The sequence below is a fragment of the Gilliamella sp. ESL0443 genome, from assembly GCF_019469165.1.
GTDB lineage: Bacteria > Pseudomonadota > Gammaproteobacteria > Enterobacterales > Orbaceae > Gilliamella > Gilliamella apicola_E.
This window is the reverse complement of the sequence record NZ_CP048263.1, coordinates 571,978-590,129: the sequence shown is the minus strand read 5'-3', so window position 1 is coordinate 590,129 and position 18,152 is coordinate 571,978. Positions and strand designations below refer to the sequence as shown.

The 18,152-nt window shown below is 35.5% G+C and carries 14 protein-coding genes and 1 pseudogene; 10 read left to right on the top strand and 5 right to left on the bottom strand.

What is annotated here, in order from left to right:
• Positions 1–376: 376 nt before the first annotated feature.
• A pseudogene (locus tag GYM76_RS02730) lies at positions 377–2,545 on the bottom strand (Tex family protein); the annotation flags it as partial.
• A gap of 44 nt (positions 2,546–2,589) precedes the next feature.
• Between GYM76_RS02730 and greB the strand changes: the two are divergent.
• From greB to GYM76_RS02715, 3 genes are all read left to right on the top strand, one after another.
• Complete coding sequence (gene greB, locus GYM76_RS02725; RefSeq protein WP_220225797.1) at positions 2,590–3,072, top strand: transcription elongation factor GreB; 483 nt, start codon at positions 2,590–2,592, stop codon at positions 3,070–3,072.
• A 40-nt stretch (positions 3,073–3,112) separates the two neighbouring features.
• Complete coding sequence (locus GYM76_RS02720) at positions 3,113–3,685, top strand: hypothetical protein (protein ID WP_220225796.1); 573 nt, start codon at positions 3,113–3,115, stop codon at positions 3,683–3,685.
• 93 nt (positions 3,686–3,778) lie between these two features.
• The gene (locus GYM76_RS02715; protein ID WP_370632602.1) at positions 3,779–4,888 is read left to right on the top strand and encodes a YcbX family protein; all 1,110 of its coding nucleotides are present in this window, start codon (positions 3,779–3,781) and stop codon (positions 4,886–4,888) included.
• 373 nt (positions 4,889–5,261) lie between these two features.
• Here GYM76_RS02715 and GYM76_RS02710 read toward each other — a convergent pair whose 3' ends face one another.
• Together GYM76_RS02710 and ilvC are read right to left on the bottom strand one after the other, a co-directional pair.
• Positions 5,262–5,831 (bottom strand): cell division protein ZapC, encoded by a 570-nt coding sequence (locus tag GYM76_RS02710; protein WP_220225794.1) that lies wholly within the window; start codon positions 5,829–5,831, stop codon positions 5,262–5,264.
• Positions 5,832–6,126: 295 nt separating this feature from the next.
• Positions 6,127–7,605, bottom strand: a complete 1,479-nt coding sequence (gene ilvC / locus GYM76_RS02705; RefSeq protein ID WP_065733793.1) for a ketol-acid reductoisomerase — start codon at positions 7,603–7,605, stop codon at positions 6,127–6,129.
• 172 nt (positions 7,606–7,777) lie between these two features.
• Between ilvC and GYM76_RS02700 the strand changes: the two genes are divergently transcribed.
• From GYM76_RS02700 to ruvC, 7 genes are all read left to right on the top strand, one after another.
• Positions 7,778–8,005, top strand: a complete 228-nt coding sequence (locus GYM76_RS02700; protein WP_065563416.1) for a YhdT family protein — start codon at positions 7,778–7,780, stop codon at positions 8,003–8,005.
• A gap of 10 nt (positions 8,006–8,015) precedes the next feature.
• Entirely contained in the window at positions 8,016–9,467 is a 1,452-nt protein-coding gene (panF, locus tag GYM76_RS02695) for a sodium/pantothenate symporter (protein WP_065563415.1), read from the top strand.
• Positions 9,442–10,308: a 50S ribosomal protein L11 methyltransferase gene (gene prmA, locus GYM76_RS02690; protein ID WP_220225793.1), complete on the top strand. Its 867-nt coding sequence runs from the start codon at positions 9,442–9,444 to the stop codon at positions 10,306–10,308. Before panF ends, prmA begins: the two co-directional genes overlap by 26 nt.
• A gap of 36 nt (positions 10,309–10,344) precedes the next feature.
• Positions 10,345–11,343: a tRNA dihydrouridine synthase DusB gene (dusB, locus tag GYM76_RS02685; RefSeq protein ID WP_220225792.1), complete on the top strand. Its 999-nt coding sequence runs from the start codon at positions 10,345–10,347 to the stop codon at positions 11,341–11,343.
• 16 nt (positions 11,344–11,359) lie between these two features.
• On the top strand, positions 11,360–11,656 hold the full coding sequence (gene fis / locus GYM76_RS02680) for a DNA-binding transcriptional regulator Fis (RefSeq protein ID WP_034883623.1): 297 nt from the start codon (positions 11,360–11,362) through the stop codon (positions 11,654–11,656).
• 369 nt (positions 11,657–12,025) lie between these two features.
• On the top strand, positions 12,026–12,769 hold the full coding sequence (locus GYM76_RS02675) for a YebC/PmpR family DNA-binding transcriptional regulator (RefSeq protein ID WP_034883630.1): 744 nt from the start codon (positions 12,026–12,028) through the stop codon (positions 12,767–12,769).
• Positions 12,769–13,257 (top strand): crossover junction endodeoxyribonuclease RuvC, encoded by a 489-nt coding sequence (ruvC, locus tag GYM76_RS02670; RefSeq protein WP_065563411.1) that lies wholly within the window; start codon positions 12,769–12,771, stop codon positions 13,255–13,257. The genes GYM76_RS02675 and ruvC overlap by 1 nt, the downstream gene beginning before the upstream one ends.
• Before the next feature lie 174 nt (positions 13,258–13,431).
• On the opposite strand, the gene GYM76_RS02665 is transcribed toward ruvC, so the two are convergent.
• A complete protein-coding gene (locus tag GYM76_RS02665) occupies positions 13,432–16,644 on the bottom strand; it encodes an efflux RND transporter permease subunit (protein ID WP_220225791.1) in 3,213 nt (1,070 codons plus the stop codon).
• 13 nt (positions 16,645–16,657) lie between these two features.
• Positions 16,658–17,848 carry an efflux RND transporter periplasmic adaptor subunit gene (locus tag GYM76_RS02660; RefSeq protein WP_220225790.1) on the bottom strand — a complete coding sequence of 397 codons (1,191 nt, stop codon included), beginning with the start codon at positions 17,846–17,848 and terminating at the stop codon, positions 16,658–16,660.
• Positions 17,849–18,152: the final 304 nt, after the last annotated feature.

The window sequence follows — 18,152 nt, the reverse complement described above, 5'->3', positions numbered from 1 at the left end:
TTGTGCATAGTATATAATAATATATACAATATGGAATAGCGAAATATCAATTTATTGATATTTAATGGTTCTCAAATGAATATTTATTAAAATAATAATTCTAAATAAAGTGATTGAGCTCGTGATTTGATTTTTAATCACTGGATTTATCATCAATAATTTTATTAAAATATTTTGAAATTAGCGTTAAATAAAAAGGAGGCATTAACCTCCCTTTACAAATAAAATATAACTGAATTTATTTTCCTTTTTTAAAAGCTGCAGCAAAAGCATTACCCATTGCACTATTTGTAATAGGCGCTGACTGTCCACTTTTAGAAGTGCCGGTTGATTTATTCGTTCGAGCTTTGGCCCCTTCTACTTTTGGCGTTGTTGGATCATCAAGTCGCATCGATAAAGCAATACGTTTGCGGGCAATATCCACTTCAATCACTTTAACTTTCACAATATCACCAGCTTTAACAACCGTTCGTGGATCTTCAATAAATTTATCAGATAATGCTGATATATGAACTAAACCATCTTGATGTACACCAATATCAACAAAAGCACCAAAATTGGTAACATTGGTTACCGCACCCTCCATAATCATGCCTATTTTTAAATCTTCCATTGTTTCGATGTTATCAGCAAACTGGGCAGTTTTAAATTCAGGCCTTGGATCTCGTCCGGGTTTATCAAGTTCTTTAATAATATCAGTGACAGTTGGAACACCAAAATGGTCATCAACGTAATCAACCGCTTTTAATGATTTCAGATAATTAGTATCACCTAAAATTTCTTTTAAAGATTTATGATTTTTCTCTAAAATTCGTTCGACAACCGGATAGGCTTCAGGGTGAACAGCCGATGCATCAAGTGGATTTTTACCCTCCATTATGCGTAAAAAACCAGCACATTGTTCAAACGCTTTAGGGCCTAAACGACTAACTTTTAACAACTGTTTGCGATCGGTAAATTGACCATTTTCATTACGCCAATCTACAATATTTTGGGCAATAACTTTATTCAATCCTGCAATACGGGCAAGTAACATCATTGATGCAGTGTTTAAATTTACCCCTACCGCATTTACTCCATCTTCAACCACCGCATCAAGTTTTTTAGCTAATTGGGTCTGACTAACATCATGCTGATATTGCCCCACCCCAATGGATTTTGGATCGATTTTTACTAGCTCAGCTAATGGATCTTGTAAACGACGAGCAATGGATACCGCACCACGAATTGATACATCCAGATCAGGGAACTCTTGAGCAGCAAGCTCTGATGCAGAATAAACAGAAGCCCCAGCTTCGCTGACAATAACTTTTTGCCCTTTTACTTCCGGATACTTTTTCTGAACATCAAGATAAAAACGTTCAGTTTCACGAGATGCCGTGCCATTACCAATTGCAACTAATTCCACTTGATGTTTGATGCAAAGTGCAGCAACAATCATTGCTGCTTTATCAGCTTGTCCTGTATGAGGATAAATCGTTTCGGTCTCAATAAGTTTACCTGTAGAATCCACAACAGCAATTTTTACACCTGTTCGTAAGCCTGGATCCATTCCCATGGTGACTTTCATACCTGCAGGTGCAGCCATCAACATATCGTGTAAATTTGCTGCAAATACGTTAATTGCTTCCTCTTCAGCACGTTCACGCAAAGTGGTCATAAGCTCGGTTTCCATGTGCATTAAAATCTTAATTCGCCATGTCCAATTAATAACTGCTTTACGCCATTTATCTGCAGGTTGATCATTAAAATGAATCCCTAAATGCTCTGTAATAATTTGCTCGCAATAGCTCTCTTTTGGCGTTTCTTCAAATTGTGGATCGGCATTGAGTGAAAGTTGTAAAAATCCTTCATTTCGTCCTCTAAACATAGCTAAAGCACGATGAGAAGGCACTTTTGAAATAAGTTCACTTTGTGCAAAGTAGTCTCTAAATTTAGCACCTTCTTCCTCTTTACCAGTAATAACTTGAGATACAAGATGTGCGTTATTCCAAAGATAATGACGAACTTTAGCAAGTAAAGCGGCATCTTCAGCAAAACGCTCCATTAAAATATAACGGGCACCATCTAAGGCAGATTTAGTATCAGCAATGCCTTTATCTGCATTGATATATTTTTCAGCTTCAATTTCTGGATTGAGATCGGGATTTTGCCATAAATCGTCAGCGAGAGATTCAAGCCCCGCCTCGATTGCTATTTGACCGCGGGTACGACGTTTTGGCTTATAAGGAAGATAAAGATCTTCTAATTCCGTTTTACTAAGCGTATCAGTAATTTTTTGGCTTAATTCTGGGGTTAATTTACCCTGTTCCTCAATTGATTTTAAAATTGTTTGTTTACGATCTTCTAGTTCTCGCAAATAACTTAAACGGCTATCTAAGGTACGTAATTGGGTATCATCCAGACCTCCGGTCATCTCTTTACGATATCGAGCAATAAAGGGAACGGTACTACCATCATCTAATAACTGAATGGCAGCTAAAACTTGTTCTGGTTTTACGGTTAATTCACCCGCTATAATATGGCTAATTTGATTATTTATCATGATATCTCTGTATATCTCGTCGATTAACGGAATGTAAACTTATTATGCAAAAAGCTAATTATATAACAAGAGAGGGCTACTTGGCACTCGATCGTGAATTGAAATATTTATGGAAAGAAGAAAGACCCCGTGTTACTCAAGCTGTATCTGATGCGGCAGCCCTTGGCGATCGGAGTGAAAATGCAGAATATATTTATGGAAAACGACGATTGCGTGAAATTGACAGACGAGTACGATTTTTAACAAAACGCCTAGAAATATTAACCATTATCGATCCTGATCCAAGGCAAGAAGGCAAAGTATTTTTTGGTGCTTGGGTTAAACTAGAAGATGAATCCGGTCACGTACAAATTTACCGCATTGTAGGAGCCGATGAATTTGATCCTAAAAAAAATTGGATTTCTATTAATAGTCCTGTTGCCAGAGCGTTAATTGGTCATAAAGTTGACGATGAAATATCAGTAATGACACCTAGTGGTAAAACTTATTTTTTTATCCTAGAAATTAGCTATACTACAATTTCATAATATTTTAACAATTTAATCATTAAAGAATTAGAGGATTGGTATGAAAAGAAGAAAAATTTTGTTTTTTCAATGCATATTTTTTTTAATAATATTACTAATAATAATTTTTTATTATTTTTTTCAACTCAATAATAGAACATCCTCAGTACCATATACTGAATTAACCTTAAAATTTGATCAAGTCGAATTTGGCAAATTAGATGCTTTCTTTAAGAGACTTAATCAAGATGGATTCAATCAAGATGAACGACTCTATTTTGAACGATCCGGCTCGGTTCGCTTCTCTGATTGTAATTCGAATCAATATTATCAATTTAATGGATCTGGTATAAAATGGTACGGTTTTAAAAGTAATACCCGTATTTACAATAAATATTATCCTTCTTTTTCTGTTTTGATATTAACATTTGATTCTACGATTGAAGCTGAAAAATATAAGAAAATAATTGAAAAATCAGAGCTTCAATTAAATCCTGGTTACCACTGCGGAGTAAATAAAGGTCCTCATGCTATCATAACTAAAGGACATTTCGTTTATTACATTTCTTCTGCTAATATTTTCCTAGACTATGTAGTAAAATATGCTAAAGTTCTACAAGATCTGCCTATGTAGCCAATCGATTATTTATAGGCGTACTATCTACTGCCTATAAATTACGATGAATTCAGTTTACAATTAAGATCATTTTTACTCATCACTTTATTTATTATGAGCGCTGTCAGCCAATTATTTATCTATCCGATTAAATCGCTTGCAGGTATTCCCCTAAATACGTCGAATGTTGTTGTAGGGGGATTCAAATATGATCGTGTATTGATGATTAGTGAACCTGACGGAACATTTATCACCGCAAGACAATTTCCTGAGCTTTTAAAACTAAAAACAGCTATAGTTAACAACAGTATTGTTGTTTCAACGTCAAATAACGAATCAATAGCAATTCAATTTGATGAATTTATTGAAACTAATGAACCAACCGAAGTTTGGGGTAACCATTTTACCTCTCATATTGCGCCAATCAGACTTAACCAATTTTTTAGTCACATCCTTCAAAAAAATGTGCAATTGCGCTGGATTGGCACTAATTTGACAAGACGAACAAAACGATATCCTCAAACACCGGTAAGCTTTGCAGATGGCTATCCTTATCTACTATTGAATGAAGCATCATTCAATTATTTACAACAAAGATGCTTGGAAAAGCTCGATATTCAGCAGTTTCGAAGCAATATCATCATTCAAGGTGCGCTTCCTTTTGCCGAAGATGGCTGGAAAATCATCAAAATTGGCGATGTCATTTTTGATATCGTTAAACCGTGTAGTCGCTGTGTACTTACCACTTTTAATATTAATACAGCAAAGCCTTTAGCAAATAATGAACCACTCAATACGCTCCGCTATTTTCGGACTGATGAGCAAGGGGAAATAGATTTTGGAATGAATATGATAGCTCGCAATGTCGGATCAATATCAATTGACGATCCTGTTGAGATACTTGAAAGGCAACCGGCCAAAAAGTATTTAAAATCTTTTCCCGAAAATAATCGATTTAACCACGAACAGTGTAATATTACTTTTGAGAACAATACAATCAAAGGAAATCAACAACAGACTATTTTAGAACAACTGGAACAACATAATATTACTCTCCCTTATTCATGCAGAGTTGGAATTTGTGGAAAATGTGCAGTGGTATTAAAACAAGGAAAAGTGAATCCTCTTACTCAATCTGCAATAAAACGCGATCACCGTATTTTAGCTTGTAGTTGTATACCTGAGGGTGATATCAAAATTGAATTAATAAAAAAACCTTAATGATCATTGGTTATAGAATTCTGATTTATCAATAATAAATCGTTAATTATTGATTAAAATGGTTGATTGACACTTAATAAATTATTACCCCACTATGATGACAAGTTAGCCTGCCAATCAATACGTTAATAATGTTATATGGCTTAAATTTAAAACCGTTGATGCTAAATGCTATCCTTTAAAGTCATTTTTATTCAGTTTTAAAGCGTTCAACTGCGATACCGTAACGAAATGCCGTTTAAGTCATCGATTAAACAGATCAATACATTGCCTGCTTCACAACCTGTTGTGAATAACAAAATCAAAATATAGCAGGTTTAAATCGAAATTAAGTCTTACTGACAAGACAATAGTCGGATTAGAATGGTATTGTTTACGAAATGGCTTCTAACTTAAGGTCTATCAACGAACTCTCATCCATGACATTTTTTTGGATTGGCGCCAGTCGATCATTCATCACTTTAATTGCTTCGGAAAAATAAAATGTTTTATTCATTGCCACAAATGTAGGTTGAGCAATAATACACAGTGAAGCATTTTCACCCGCTTCAACGACTAATAAAAAAACCCGTTGATCACCTTCTTGCATGCTGACTTCAACAATGTCCGCTAATTTAGGACGATATAGCTTAGGTTGTTGGCAAAAATACCAACTTTTTGGCATTTGAGGTTTAATAAAATTAGCCGCAACAATGGCATTAATGGATAATTCAATCTTTTGCGAGTCACTTAAAGCTAAAGATTGGCAACTATCATAAAATAGATAATAAGCCGTCGCGTCATCAACAGAAAACGAAAACTCATCAAATACATCTGGTATTAATATTTTGCTTGCATAATTACAACGAAATAACATTTCTGATGAAATTTCAAGCATTAAGCTGTCGTATTCTTTATCAAAATACCAACGCCAGCTATCAGTTGGTCGAAAAGCCATTTTCATTGATATTTTATCCTTACAAATTGAACTAAATTTGAACAAAATATACCATAACTAATATAAAAAATAAATAAAAAGTTAAAATAAAAAATTTTTAATTATTTAATTTTTAAAAGTTTTATGAAAATTTTAGAAGGATCCGAATGATCTAAGTTGGATCCTTTTTTTGATCCTTGATCCTTTGTGATCAAATCGTAATTTTACAAAATATTAAATGCAGTTAAAGCTTGATGTTAAGATACTTTAGACATAAAAAAAGGTGCTTATTAGCACCTTTTTCATAACTGATTAAGATCAATTAACTTGCTACATTGATCCTTTTCATATCTGTCATATAGCTACGAAGTTTACGCCCAACGATCTCAATTGGATGGTGACGAATAGCTTCATTAACATCACGTAATTGTGCATTGTCAACACTGCCTTCAGGTATAGCTTTACCTAAGTCACCTGCTTGTAACATTGGCATGAATTTCTCTTTTAATAATGGAACAGCTGCATTAGCAAATAAATAGTTACCATATTCAGCGGTATCAGAAATAACCACATTCATTTCATACAAACGTTTACGAGCTATTGTATTTGCAATAAGTGGTAACTCATGTAGTGATTCATAATAAGCTGATTCAGGTAAAATACCAGATTCAAGCATAGTTTCAAATGCAAGTTCAACCCCTGCTTTAACCATTGCTACCATAACAACACCTTGATCAAAATAAGCTTGTTCGTCAATCTTACCTTGATATTCGGCAGCTTTTTCGAATGCAGTTTCACCCGTTTCTTTACGCCATTTCAATAAGTTAACATCATCGTTAGCCCAATCTTTCATCATCGTTGATGAGAATTCGCCTGAAATAATATCATCCATATGTTTACGGTAAAGATCAGTCATGATCACTTTTAATTCTTTAGCTAATGCATTCGCACGTAATTTAGCAGGATTAGATAAACGATCCATCATTAACGTAATACCACCTTGTTTTAATGCTTCAGTGATCGTTTCCCAACCAAATTGTAATAATTTACAAGCATATGCAGGATCAACGCCATCTGCGACAAGTTTGTCAAAGCAAAGTAATGATCCAGTTTGCAACATACCACATAAGATCGTTTGTTCACCCATAAGATCAGATTTAACTTCAGCAACAAAAGAAGACTGTAAAACACCCGCTCTATGACCACCTGTTGCAGCAGCCCATGCTTTAGCAATTGCTAAACCTTCGCCTTTAGGATCATTTTCAGGATGGACAGCGATCAGAGTTGGTACACCAAATCCACGTTTATACTCTTCACGAACTTCTGTTCCAGGACATTTTGGCGCAACCATCACTACTGTGATATCTGGACGAATTTTTTCGCCAACTTCAACGATGTTAAAACCGTGTGAATAACCTAATGCTGCACCCTTTTTCATCAATGGTTGAACAGCTTGTACTACAGCTGAATGTTGCTTATCTGGAGTTAAGTTGATAACTAAATCAGCGGTAGGAATTAATTCCTCATAAGTTCCAACTTTAAAGCCATTTTCTGTTGCTTTTTTCCATGATGCTCTTTTTTCTGCAATAGCTTCTTTACGTAAAGCGTAAGAAATATCTAAACCAGAATCGCGCATATTTAGCCCTTGGTTAAGACCTTGAGCACCACAACCAACGATCACAATCTTTTTGCCTTTTAAAAAATTAGCTTCTGATGCAAATTCATCACGAGCCATAAAACGGCACTGACCTAGTTGTTCTAATTTTTCGCGTAAATTTAATGTATTAAAATAGTTAGACATTATTCTCTCCATGAGTTGAATTATTTTTAATCAGAGCACTATAGCGTAAAATCATAATTGCGAAAATTGATATATTTAGAACACTATATTGCATAAATTGCAATAAGCTTGCCAAGTTAAACACTTTCTTTTACTCTAAGTCCCCCCCAAATTAATTAACCATTTATTTAATATGGATACTCGTTACAAGCAGGCTAATAAAGAAGCAAAGCTTTCATTGTTACTTACTCTTATCTATTTCGCTGCATGGGTAATTAGCGCTTATAGTTTAAAAGATCAAAAAGGTTTCATAGGTTTGCCATTATGGTTTGAGCTGTCATGCATAATGGTACCATTTGGTTTTATCTTGTTATGTTATATTGTGGTAAAAAAACAATTCAAAAATATTCCATTAGAATAGGCCATTAAGCGTGCAATTAGATATTATTCTTCCTCTTATTATTTACCTTATATTTGTATTTGCGTTATCAATTTACGCTTATATAAAAAGAAAGAAAGTAAACCAATTTACTGACTATTTTATTGGTAATCGCACCATGGGCGGTTTTTTACTGGCGATGACCTTGGCTGCAACTTATATTAGTGCCAGTTCATTCATTGGTGGGCCAGGGGCTGCTTATAAATATGGACTTGGCTGGGTGCTGTTATCTATGATCCAAGTCCCTACTGTATTACTTTCACTGGGCATTTTAGGTAAAAAGTTTGCTATTTTAGCTCGTAAATACAATGCAATAACGCTTAGTGATATGCTCTATTCTCATTATAAAAGTAAAATGATTGTATGGTTTGCAAGTATCGCTTTAATTACTGCTTTTGTTGGTGCGATGACTGTACAATTTGTAGGGGGAGCCCGTTTATTAGAATCATCTGTCGGTATTCCTTATGACAATGGACTCATTATTTTTGGATTCGGCACAGTAATATATACGGCTTTTGGGGGGTTTAGAGCCAGCATTTTAAATGATGCTTTCCAAGGCTTAGTTATGATAATCGGTGCCATTTTACTTTTAGTCGCCATTATTTACGCTGGTGGTGGAATTACAAATATTATTGATCGCCTATATACAATCGATCCGGCTTTATTAACGCCACAAGGACCAAATAATTTTATGGACTTCCCTTTTATGGCTTCTTTTTGGGTTCTAGTCTGCTTTGGTGTTGTTGGTTTACCACATACTGCTGTTCGTTGCATGGCCTATAAAGATAGTAAAGCGGTACACCAAGGTATTATTATTGGTACTATAGTTGTAACAATCATCATGTTAACTATGCATTTATCTGGAGCACTCGGTCGTGCGATAGTGAGTGATTTAACGATTCCGGATCAAATTGTACCCACATTAATTATAAAAGTTATGCCTCCTTTGGCTGCAGGAATCTTTTTGGCTGCGCCACTTTCAGCTATAATGTCCACAATTAATGCCCAACTACTACAAGTATCATCGGTTATTATTAAAGATCTATTCCTAACGATAAGACCAAATACCAAATTTAGTGATAAAATGCTAACTCGATTATCAGTTACCATTACCTATTTCTTTGGTGGATTATTGATATTAGCCGCATGGAAACCACCCGAAATGATCATCTGGCTTAATTTACTCGCATTTGGTGGACTTGAAGCAGTATTTTTATGGCCATTAGTACTCGGATTATACTGGAAAAAAGCGAATGCAACAGGGGCACTTTGCTCAATGTTAGCTGGTGCAATAAGCTATACTCTTCTCGCTGTTTATAACATTAAGATTTATGCTTTCCATCCAATCATACCATCGTTACTGATCGGATTAGTTGTATTTATTATCGCCAACCTATTTGGCCAAACAGGAAAAAACTATGCCTTGGATTCAACTCAGAATTAACACTACTAATGAATTAGCTGAACAAATCAGCGAGCAACTAGAAGAATCAGGTGCTGTATCAGTCACTTTTCAAGACACTTATGATAACCCTGTTTTTGAGCCGTTACCAGGTGAAACGAAACTTTGGGGAAACACCGACGTAGTTGGACTTTATGATGCTCAAATAGATATTGATGAATTAAAAGCGATACTAAATCTAGATCAATATTCCTATAAAATAGAACAGCTAGAAGATAAAGATTGGGAAAGAGAGTGGATGGATAACTTTCATCCAATGCAATTTGGTAAAAGATTATGGATATGCCCTAGCTGGCGAGACATTCCTGATCCTAATGCAGTCAACGTAATGTTAGATCCTGGTCTAGCATTTGGAACGGGGACCCACCCGACAACAGCATTATGTTTAACTTGGTTAGATAGTCTAGATCTAAACAACAAGATAGTGATTGATTATGGTTGCGGTTCAGGTATTTTAGCCATTGCTGCATTAAAATTAGGCGCTAAGCGAGTCATTGGAGTAGATATTGATCCTCAAGCGATCCAAGCAAGTCGTGCCAATGCTGAGCGAAATAATGTTAGTGAAAAAATTGAACTATATTTAGCAAAAGATCTTCCTAAGAATTTACAAGCAGATGTTGTTGTCGCAAACATATTAGCTGGCCCTTTAAAAGAACTTGAACCACAGATCAATAACCTTGTAAAAACTAATGGAAAACTAGGATTATCAGGTATTTTAGCCACTCAATCTCAAAGTGTATATGAAGCATATCAGACTCATTTTGAACTTGATCCTATCATTGAGCAAGAAGAGTGGTGCCGAATTACTGGTAAAAAAAAGTAAAAATGTGACATTACCCCCTTTTAACTTAGAGGAAAAATGCGTAATATAGCCGACCTTAATTTGCTTAGCATTGGCAAGGTCACATTAAAAAACAATTTAATTGCGGCCCCTATGGCAGGAATAAGCGATAAACCATTTAGAAATTTATGTCATCGCTTTGGTGCAGGAATGACTATTTCTGAAATGTTTTTAGCTAATTCAGATGTATGGCATACTGACAAATCAGCATTAAGAATGATTTCAACTGATGATGTTGGTATACGTGCAGTCCAAATTGTCGGCTCAGATCCAGATGAAATGGCTAGAGCTGCTGAATTTAATGTCAAACATGGTGCTCAATTAATTGATATTAATATGGGATGCCCTGCTAAAAAAGTAAATAAAAAATTAGCTGGTTCTGCATTAATGCAGCATCCAGATTTAATAAAAAATATTTTGCAAAAAGTTGTTGGCTCAGTTGATGTGCCAGTAACACTAAAAACTCGGACTGGATGGGATAAAAATAATAGAAATTGCATTGAAATCGCACAAATTGCGCAGGATTGTGGCATAAAGGCTATTACTATTCATGGGCGAAGTCGTGCATGCTTATTCAATGGAGAAGTCGAATATGACTCCATAAAAGCAGTGAAAGAAAAGGTAACGATTCCGGTAATTGCAAATGGTGATATTTGTATACCAGAACAAGCAAAAGATGTTTTCAAATATACGCAAGCTGATGGTATAATGATCGGCCGAGCGGCACAGGGGCGACCTTGGATATTTGAAGAAATTGCATTCTATTTAGCACACGGACAGTTAAAAAAAAATAAAACAATTGATGAAGTCGAACAAATTGTATTAACACACCTTGAAGATCTTTATCAATTTTATGGAGAATACAAAGGATTAAGGATTGCCAGAAAGCATGTAAATTGGTATACCAAGAGTTATGCTGATAGTGATCAATTCAGGCGCTTATTTAGTGTACTTAGCAATACAAGTGAGCAAGTAAAAACACTAAAAGCATTTTTTAGTCAAATTAGAAACAAATAAAAGAGTTAAAAATACTATGTCAGAACAACGCGTTACAGCTGCAGCACTTAAATTTACAACTGTAAACTCTCAAGACCAAATAACACAAAAGCCTTTACGAGATTCGGTAAAACAAGCTTTAAAAAACTATTTATCACAATTAAATGGTGAAGATCCTACTGATCTATACGAATTAGTGTTAGCTGAAGTTGAACACCCATTCCTTGATATGGTTATGCAATATACTCGTGGCAATCAAACTCGAGCAGCAAATATGCTTGGTATCAATCGTGGTACTTTACGCAAAAAATTAAAACAATATGGAATGAGTTAGTAAAAATTTTAAACCATATTATTTAATAGATTAAAAGCGCTGATTGATAGGGCGCTTTTTTTATTTTTTACTAACTAAAAATTTATTCAAGCCTAAGAGCACTAAACAAGTGTTGCACAAAGCTTATATAGCGATTTTTTAATTATCAATACAATTTAACGTTATATACCTATAAGAACTATTCTTTTCAAACTTTCAGCAATAAATAAGAGTAATGTTGTATATCCACATACTCAACTTTTATTGAAATTACTCTAATAAAAACTTTATTATTAACAGCAGAAAAGGAATAAAGAGATTGATAATGAACTTTAGCTAAAAGTTTGTTAAAATAGCTCGATTTTTAAATTATTTAATCTGGAGAATTTTATGGCAGGTCATAGTAAATGGGCCAATACCAAACATCGCAAAGCAGCTCAAGATGCTAAGCGCGGTAAAATCTTTACCAAAATTATTCGCGAACTTGTAACAGCAGCAAAACTTGGTGGTGGCGATCCAGCGTCTAACCCTCGTCTACGAGCTGCTATGGACAAAGCATTATCTAACAACATGACTCGAGATACCATGAACAGAGCAATTGCTCGTGGTGTTGGTGGTGAAGATGATACTAATATGGAAACTATCATCTATGAAGGTTATGGACCAGCAGGTACTGCAGTAATGGTAGAATGCTTAAGTGATAATCGAAACCGCACGGTATCAGAAGTTCGTCATGCTTTTACTAAAACTGGTGGAAACCTAGGTACTGATGGTTCTGTATCTTACTTATTCACCAAAAAAGGCGTTATCTCATATCCAACTGGAACTGACGAAGATCAAGTCATGGATGCTGCGCTTGAAGCTGGTGCTGATGATGTTGTGACGTATGACGATGGTGCTATTGATGTATTTACAACACCTGAATCATTCGGTGAAGTTAAAGATGCACTAGATGCAGCAGGCTTAGTCGCTGAATCCGCTGAAGTTTCAATGATTCCAGCCACTAAAGTTGACTTGGATATTGATTCTGCACCAAAACTACTACGTCTTATTGACATGCTTGAAGATTGTGATGATGTTCAAGAAGTTTATCATAACGGAGAAGTTTCAGACGAAGTTGCAGCAGCACTCTAATGACTATCATTCTGGGGATTGACCCAGGTTCTCGTTTGACGGGTTACGGTGTAATTCGCCAAACGGGACGACAACTAACCTATCTTGGCAGTGGTTGTATCCGTACTGCAGTTGATGACTTACCAACGCGTTTAAAACGTGTCTACGCCGGAGTAAGCGAAATCATCCTCCAATTTCAACCTGACATGTTTGCTATTGAACAAGTGTTTATGGCTCATAATGCCGATTCTGCGCTAAAATTAGGTCAAGCACGAGGTTCTGCCATTGTTGCAGCGGTTAATAATGATTTACCCGTTTTTGAATATGCCGCACGATTAGTTAAGCAAAGCGTAGTTGGAACAGGAGCAGCGGATAAAAAGCAAGTACAGCACATGGTTAAGTTATTACTTAAATTACCGGCAAGCCCTCAAGCAGATGCCGCTGATGCGCTCGCAATCGCGATTACCCATGCGCATATGACCCAACACTTAGTTAAATCACATCGATAAAGTCCAATCTTTAAAAAAATCACCTCAATATCTGTTTTATATCACTCAAAAACCCCGCTCCTCAACGCAAAATTTAACTGAATACAAACTTAATTATCGTTTAAAACGATTAATCCAAAAAGCACATAAAAAAAGCACCAAGACTATTGGTGCTTTTTAAATCTAACCTATTGGTTATTTATTTTCAGTGTTGCCTGTAAAGTTAGTTGGCAATACGACTTTATTCTTATGTTTAGTAAATAATTTAGTTACAAATAAGAAGAATAGCGGAACATAGAATATCGCCAAGAATGTTGCTGTCAACATACCGCCGATTACCCCTGTACCTACCGCATTCTGGCTTACAGAACCAGCACCACTACTTGTTGCTAATGGATACACACCAAGAATGAAAGCAAATGAAGTCATTAAGATTGGACGTAAACGTAGACGACAAGCTTCTAACGTTGCATCGATTAATGATTTACCTTCTTTTTCAAGTGCATCTTTAGCAAATTCCACAATCAAAATAGCATTCTTAGCCGATAAGCCCATCGTAGTTAAAAGACCAACAATAAAGTAAATATCGTTATCAAGACCTCTAAACATCGTCGCATATACGGTACCGATAATACCTAGTGGGATCACAAATAGGATCGAAATAGGTACTGTCCAGCTTTCATATAGAGCTGCTAACGACAAGAACACCACAATGATTGAAATATAATAAAGTGTTGTAGTTTGAGAACCTGTTTGACGTTCTTGATAAGAAATATCTGTCCAGTCAAACGAGAAGCCCTTAGGCAAGTTTTTAGATAGTTCTTCCATAGTCGCCATAGCTTGACCAGAACTCAACCCAGGGGCAGCCGAACCACTAATACCCATTGCCGCTACACCATCATAACGAACAAGTGATGGTGAACCATAACTTTTCGTTGTGGTTGCAAATGCATCATAAGGAACCATTTCACCTTTTTGATTTTTCACATGCCAGAAACTAAAATCATCAGGAAGCATTCGATAAGCCGCATCAGATTGTAAATAAACCTTTTTAACACGGTTATTATAAACAAAGTCATCAATATAAGCTGAACCTAATGCAGTTGAAAGCACGGTATTAACACTACTTACCGCAACACCAAGTGCTTGAGCCGTTTCGAAATCCACATTAATTTTATATTGTGGAACATCTAACATACTACCAGGGCGAACTTGTTGTAAGTTAGGATTTTGAGAGGCTTGTCTCAATAGTTGGAAAAATGCGCCCATCAATGCATCATGTCCTAAGCCAGAGGTATCTTTTAACATATATGAGAAACCATTAGCCATACCAAGTGACGGTACTGCTGGTACATTGGTAATAATGACACGACCTTCAGTTATTGTTGAAGCAAATCCCCAACCACTACCAACTAAGGCATCAACTTTTTGGTCTGGGCGAGTACGCTCATCCCAATCTTTTAATCGAATAAAGCCAAGCCCCATATTTTGACCACGACCAACCATACTAAAACCAGCAACGGTAAAGATTTCCTTCACTGAGTCAGCCTTTTTCTCCATATAGAATTTAGAGGTTTTATTCAAAACGCCCATGGTTTGTTCTAATGTAGAACCTGGTGGTAATTCAACCATGACAATTAATACACCCTGATCTTCATTCGGTAAGAAGCCAGTTGGTAAGCGATTAAAGCCAAATATTAAAGCAACAACAATTAACGCATAGCAAATAAATGAAACGAGAGGATATCGAATAAATTTAATTACACCTTTTTCATAGGCATGTAAACTTTTGTTATATATATTATTAAACTTACTGAAGAACCATTTAGTTCCAATTGAAAGCCAGCTAAATGGCGGCACACTTTCTAATTTTTCACCAATCGTAGCTTTCTTAATTTTGCTTTTTGACGGCGCTTTTAAAATTTGAGCACAAAGTGCTGGTGTTAACACAATTGCCATCACCACTGATAATGACATTGACGTTACAATAGTGATTGAAAATTGACGATAAATCCCCCCTGCTGCACCACCATAAAATGCCATTGGTACGAATACTGCTGAAAGTACCACAGCAATACCAACTAAAGCAGAAGTAATTTGTTCCATCGATTTAACGGTTGCATCATAAGGCGAAAGCCCTTCATCATGCATAATACGTTCAACGTTCTCAATAACCACAATGGCATCATCGACCAGAAGACCGATGGCCAGTACCATAGCAAACATGGATAACGTATTAATGGTAAATCCACAGATATATAGAACCGCAAACGTACCTAACAATACTACCGGTACGGTGATGGTTGGAATAAGTGTAGAACGCAGATTTTGTAAAAACACATACATAACGATAACAACCAAAATGATTGCTTCGATTAAGGTATGTACTACGTTGTTGATCGATAATTTAACAAATGGTGTTGTATCATAAGGATACGCAAATTTAATATCCTCAGGAAAAATATGAGATAACTCTTCAATTTTTTTGTCAACTTTCTCAGATGTATCAAGTTGGTTAGCACCTGTTGCTAAATAAATACCTAAACCAGCTGATGGTTTACCATCATAACGAGAAAGGAAATTATAATCAGCTGCACCAATTTCAACTTTTGCTACATCTTTTAATAAAACATTTGAACCATCTGTATTAACACGAAGTAAAATATTTTGAAATTGCTCTGGTGTTTTTAAACGTGATTGAGCAGTAATGGTGGCATTAAGTTCTTGCCCTTCAGTGGCTGGTAAAGCACCTAATTGCCCTGCAGTAACCTGAGCATTTTGCGCTTGGATAGCACTAATAATTTCTTCAATCGACAGATTAAAATAATTAAGTTTATTTGGATCTAACCAAATACGCATTGCATATTCAGAACCAAATAACTGTGTATCACCTACCCCTTGTACACGACGAATCTGATCTTGTACAGTTGAATAAATAAAGTCAGCTATATCTGCTTGTGTTTTTTGAGGATTGGTTGAGTAGAAGCCGATAACTTTTAAGAAGTTAGTGTTATTTTTAGCAACCGAAACCCCATTTTTTTGAACACTTTCTGGTAGACGAGATTTAATACTTTCTACTTTGTTTAATACCTGTACCTGAGCAAAATCAGGGCTAGTACCTGGTGCAAAAGTTAACGTAGTTTGTACCACACCTTGAGCACTACTGGTTGATTTCATATAAATCAAATTATCCAAACCAGTTAAGTTTTGCTCAATTAACTGCGTAACTGTATTTTCAATTGTTTGTGCATCAGCACCTGGATAAACCGCTGAAACCGTAACAGCAGGTGGTGCAATATCAGGATACTGTTCAACAGCAAGTAACTTAATACACAAAGCACCGCCCAGCATCATCATGATAGCAATTACCCATGCAAAAACAGGTCTATCAATAAAAAACTTAGCCATAATTAAATCTACCTTATTTCACGCTGTTTTTGATGAGACTATCTAACTGCTCTTGAGTCAGTTCAGCAGGCTTACCAACTGCAACCGCTTTCATAGCTGTTCCTGTTTCAACCCCAGTTAAATTAAGTAGGCCTGTTGTAATAACTTCTTCACCGATATTAATTCCACTAGTTACCACCCAATAACCACCTATACCGGTATAAATTTTAATATCTTGGCGATATTCAACTGCACCATCTGATTTTAAAATCTTAGCTGTATATTGGCCTTTTTGGTTACTAGTAATACCTTGTTGAGGCACTAACACTGCATTTTTAATAGTACCTAATGTCATTTGTGGTTTAACAAACATACCTGGTAAAATTTTACCTTCACTATTTGAAAATTGTGAACGCAACGTAACAGTACCTGTAGTCTCATTAACTGTCATATCTGAAAATTTAATGCTACCTGATAATGCGTATTTAGAACCATCATTAAAGAACAGATCAACGTTATTGCCTTTAGCGGGTTCATAAACAATATTTTCATCTTGAAGATATTTATTATAGCGAGTCGCCGCTTCAGTCATATCAACATAAATTGGATCAAGTTGTTGAACTAGTGCAAGTGGAGCAGCTTGTCCAGCAGAAACTAGCGCACCTTCAGTCACACTTGATTTACCAATATAACCATCAATTGGCGAATAAACTTTAGTATAATCTAAATTAACTTTAGCAGCGTGTTCTGCTGCTTGAGCAACTAAAACACTTGCTTCAGCTTGTTTAGCATCAGCAGCAGCTTTATCATATTCTTGTTGGCTGATGGATTTAGTATTTAATAGCCCTGCATAACGTTTTAAAGTAAGTTGCGCAATATTAGCATTAGCTTTTGCACTTTCTACACTTGCCACCGCACTATCATAATTAGCTTGATAAATAGCGGGATCGATTTGATAAAGCGATTGCCCAGCTTTAACATTCGAACTTTCTTCAAATTCACGATTTAACACAATTCCACTAACTTGTGGGCGAATTTCAGCTATTTGCGATGCAACAACTCGTCCAGGTAAACTAATTTTAAGGGTATAATCTAAAGGTTGGACTTTAAAAACAGTTACCTTGGGTAATTGGCCATTAGCTGATTGGGATTGATTATTATCACAACCAGTTAATAACAATAGACCAGATAATGCCAGCGTAAGTAATAGCTTATTAAATCTCATATAAAAAAGACCTCGGTAACTTAATAATTATTTTTTAATAAAAAACAATGAAATCATTCAAAAGTGATCGGTGATTTTACAAAAAATATGCATTGATTGTAAGTATCTTAACACCTTAATAGCACAGAGTTCTAAAAATTTACTAAATTTAACCATAACGAAACAATAATAATAAAAAAATTATGATTGATATTATGATTATTTGGAGAAATAAAGTAATATATGCGAATTGATTTTTAGTGCTGTAATAAGTGAGTATGGATTTAGCTTACGAATAAAAAGTAAAAAAATTTAATTGTGGTAT

Excerpts from the sequence above, each read along its gene's own strand:
- dusB (WP_220225792.1), top strand. The coding sequence starts at position 10,345 with ATGCGTAATATAGCCGACCTTAATTTGCTTAGCATTGGCAAGGTCACA.
- GYM76_RS02720 (WP_220225796.1), top strand. The coding sequence starts at position 3,113 with ATGAAAAGAAGAAAAATTTTGTTTTTTCAATGCATATTTTTTTTAATA.
- GYM76_RS02700 (WP_065563416.1), top strand. The coding sequence starts at position 7,778 with ATGGATACTCGTTACAAGCAGGCTAATAAAGAAGCAAAGCTTTCATTG.
- greB (WP_220225797.1), top strand. The coding sequence starts at position 2,590 with ATGCAAAAAGCTAATTATATAACAAGAGAGGGCTACTTGGCACTCGAT.
- ilvC (WP_065733793.1), bottom strand. The coding sequence starts at position 7,605 with ATGTCTAACTATTTTAATACATTAAATTTACGCGAAAAATTAGAACAA.
- prmA (WP_220225793.1), top strand. The coding sequence starts at position 9,442 with ATGCCTTGGATTCAACTCAGAATTAACACTACTAATGAATTAGCTGAA.
- GYM76_RS02665 (WP_220225791.1), bottom strand. The coding sequence starts at position 16,644 with ATGGCTAAGTTTTTTATTGATAGACCTGTTTTTGCATGGGTAATTGCT.
- ruvC (WP_065563411.1), top strand. The coding sequence starts at position 12,769 with ATGACTATCATTCTGGGGATTGACCCAGGTTCTCGTTTGACGGGTTAC.
- fis (WP_034883623.1), top strand. The coding sequence starts at position 11,360 with ATGTCAGAACAACGCGTTACAGCTGCAGCACTTAAATTTACAACTGTA.
- GYM76_RS02660 (WP_220225790.1), bottom strand. The coding sequence starts at position 17,848 with ATGAGATTTAATAAGCTATTACTTACGCTGGCATTATCTGGTCTATTG.
- GYM76_RS02675 (WP_034883630.1), top strand. The coding sequence starts at position 12,026 with ATGGCAGGTCATAGTAAATGGGCCAATACCAAACATCGCAAAGCAGCT.
- GYM76_RS02710 (WP_220225794.1), bottom strand. The coding sequence starts at position 5,831 with ATGAAAATGGCTTTTCGACCAACTGATAGCTGGCGTTGGTATTTTGAT.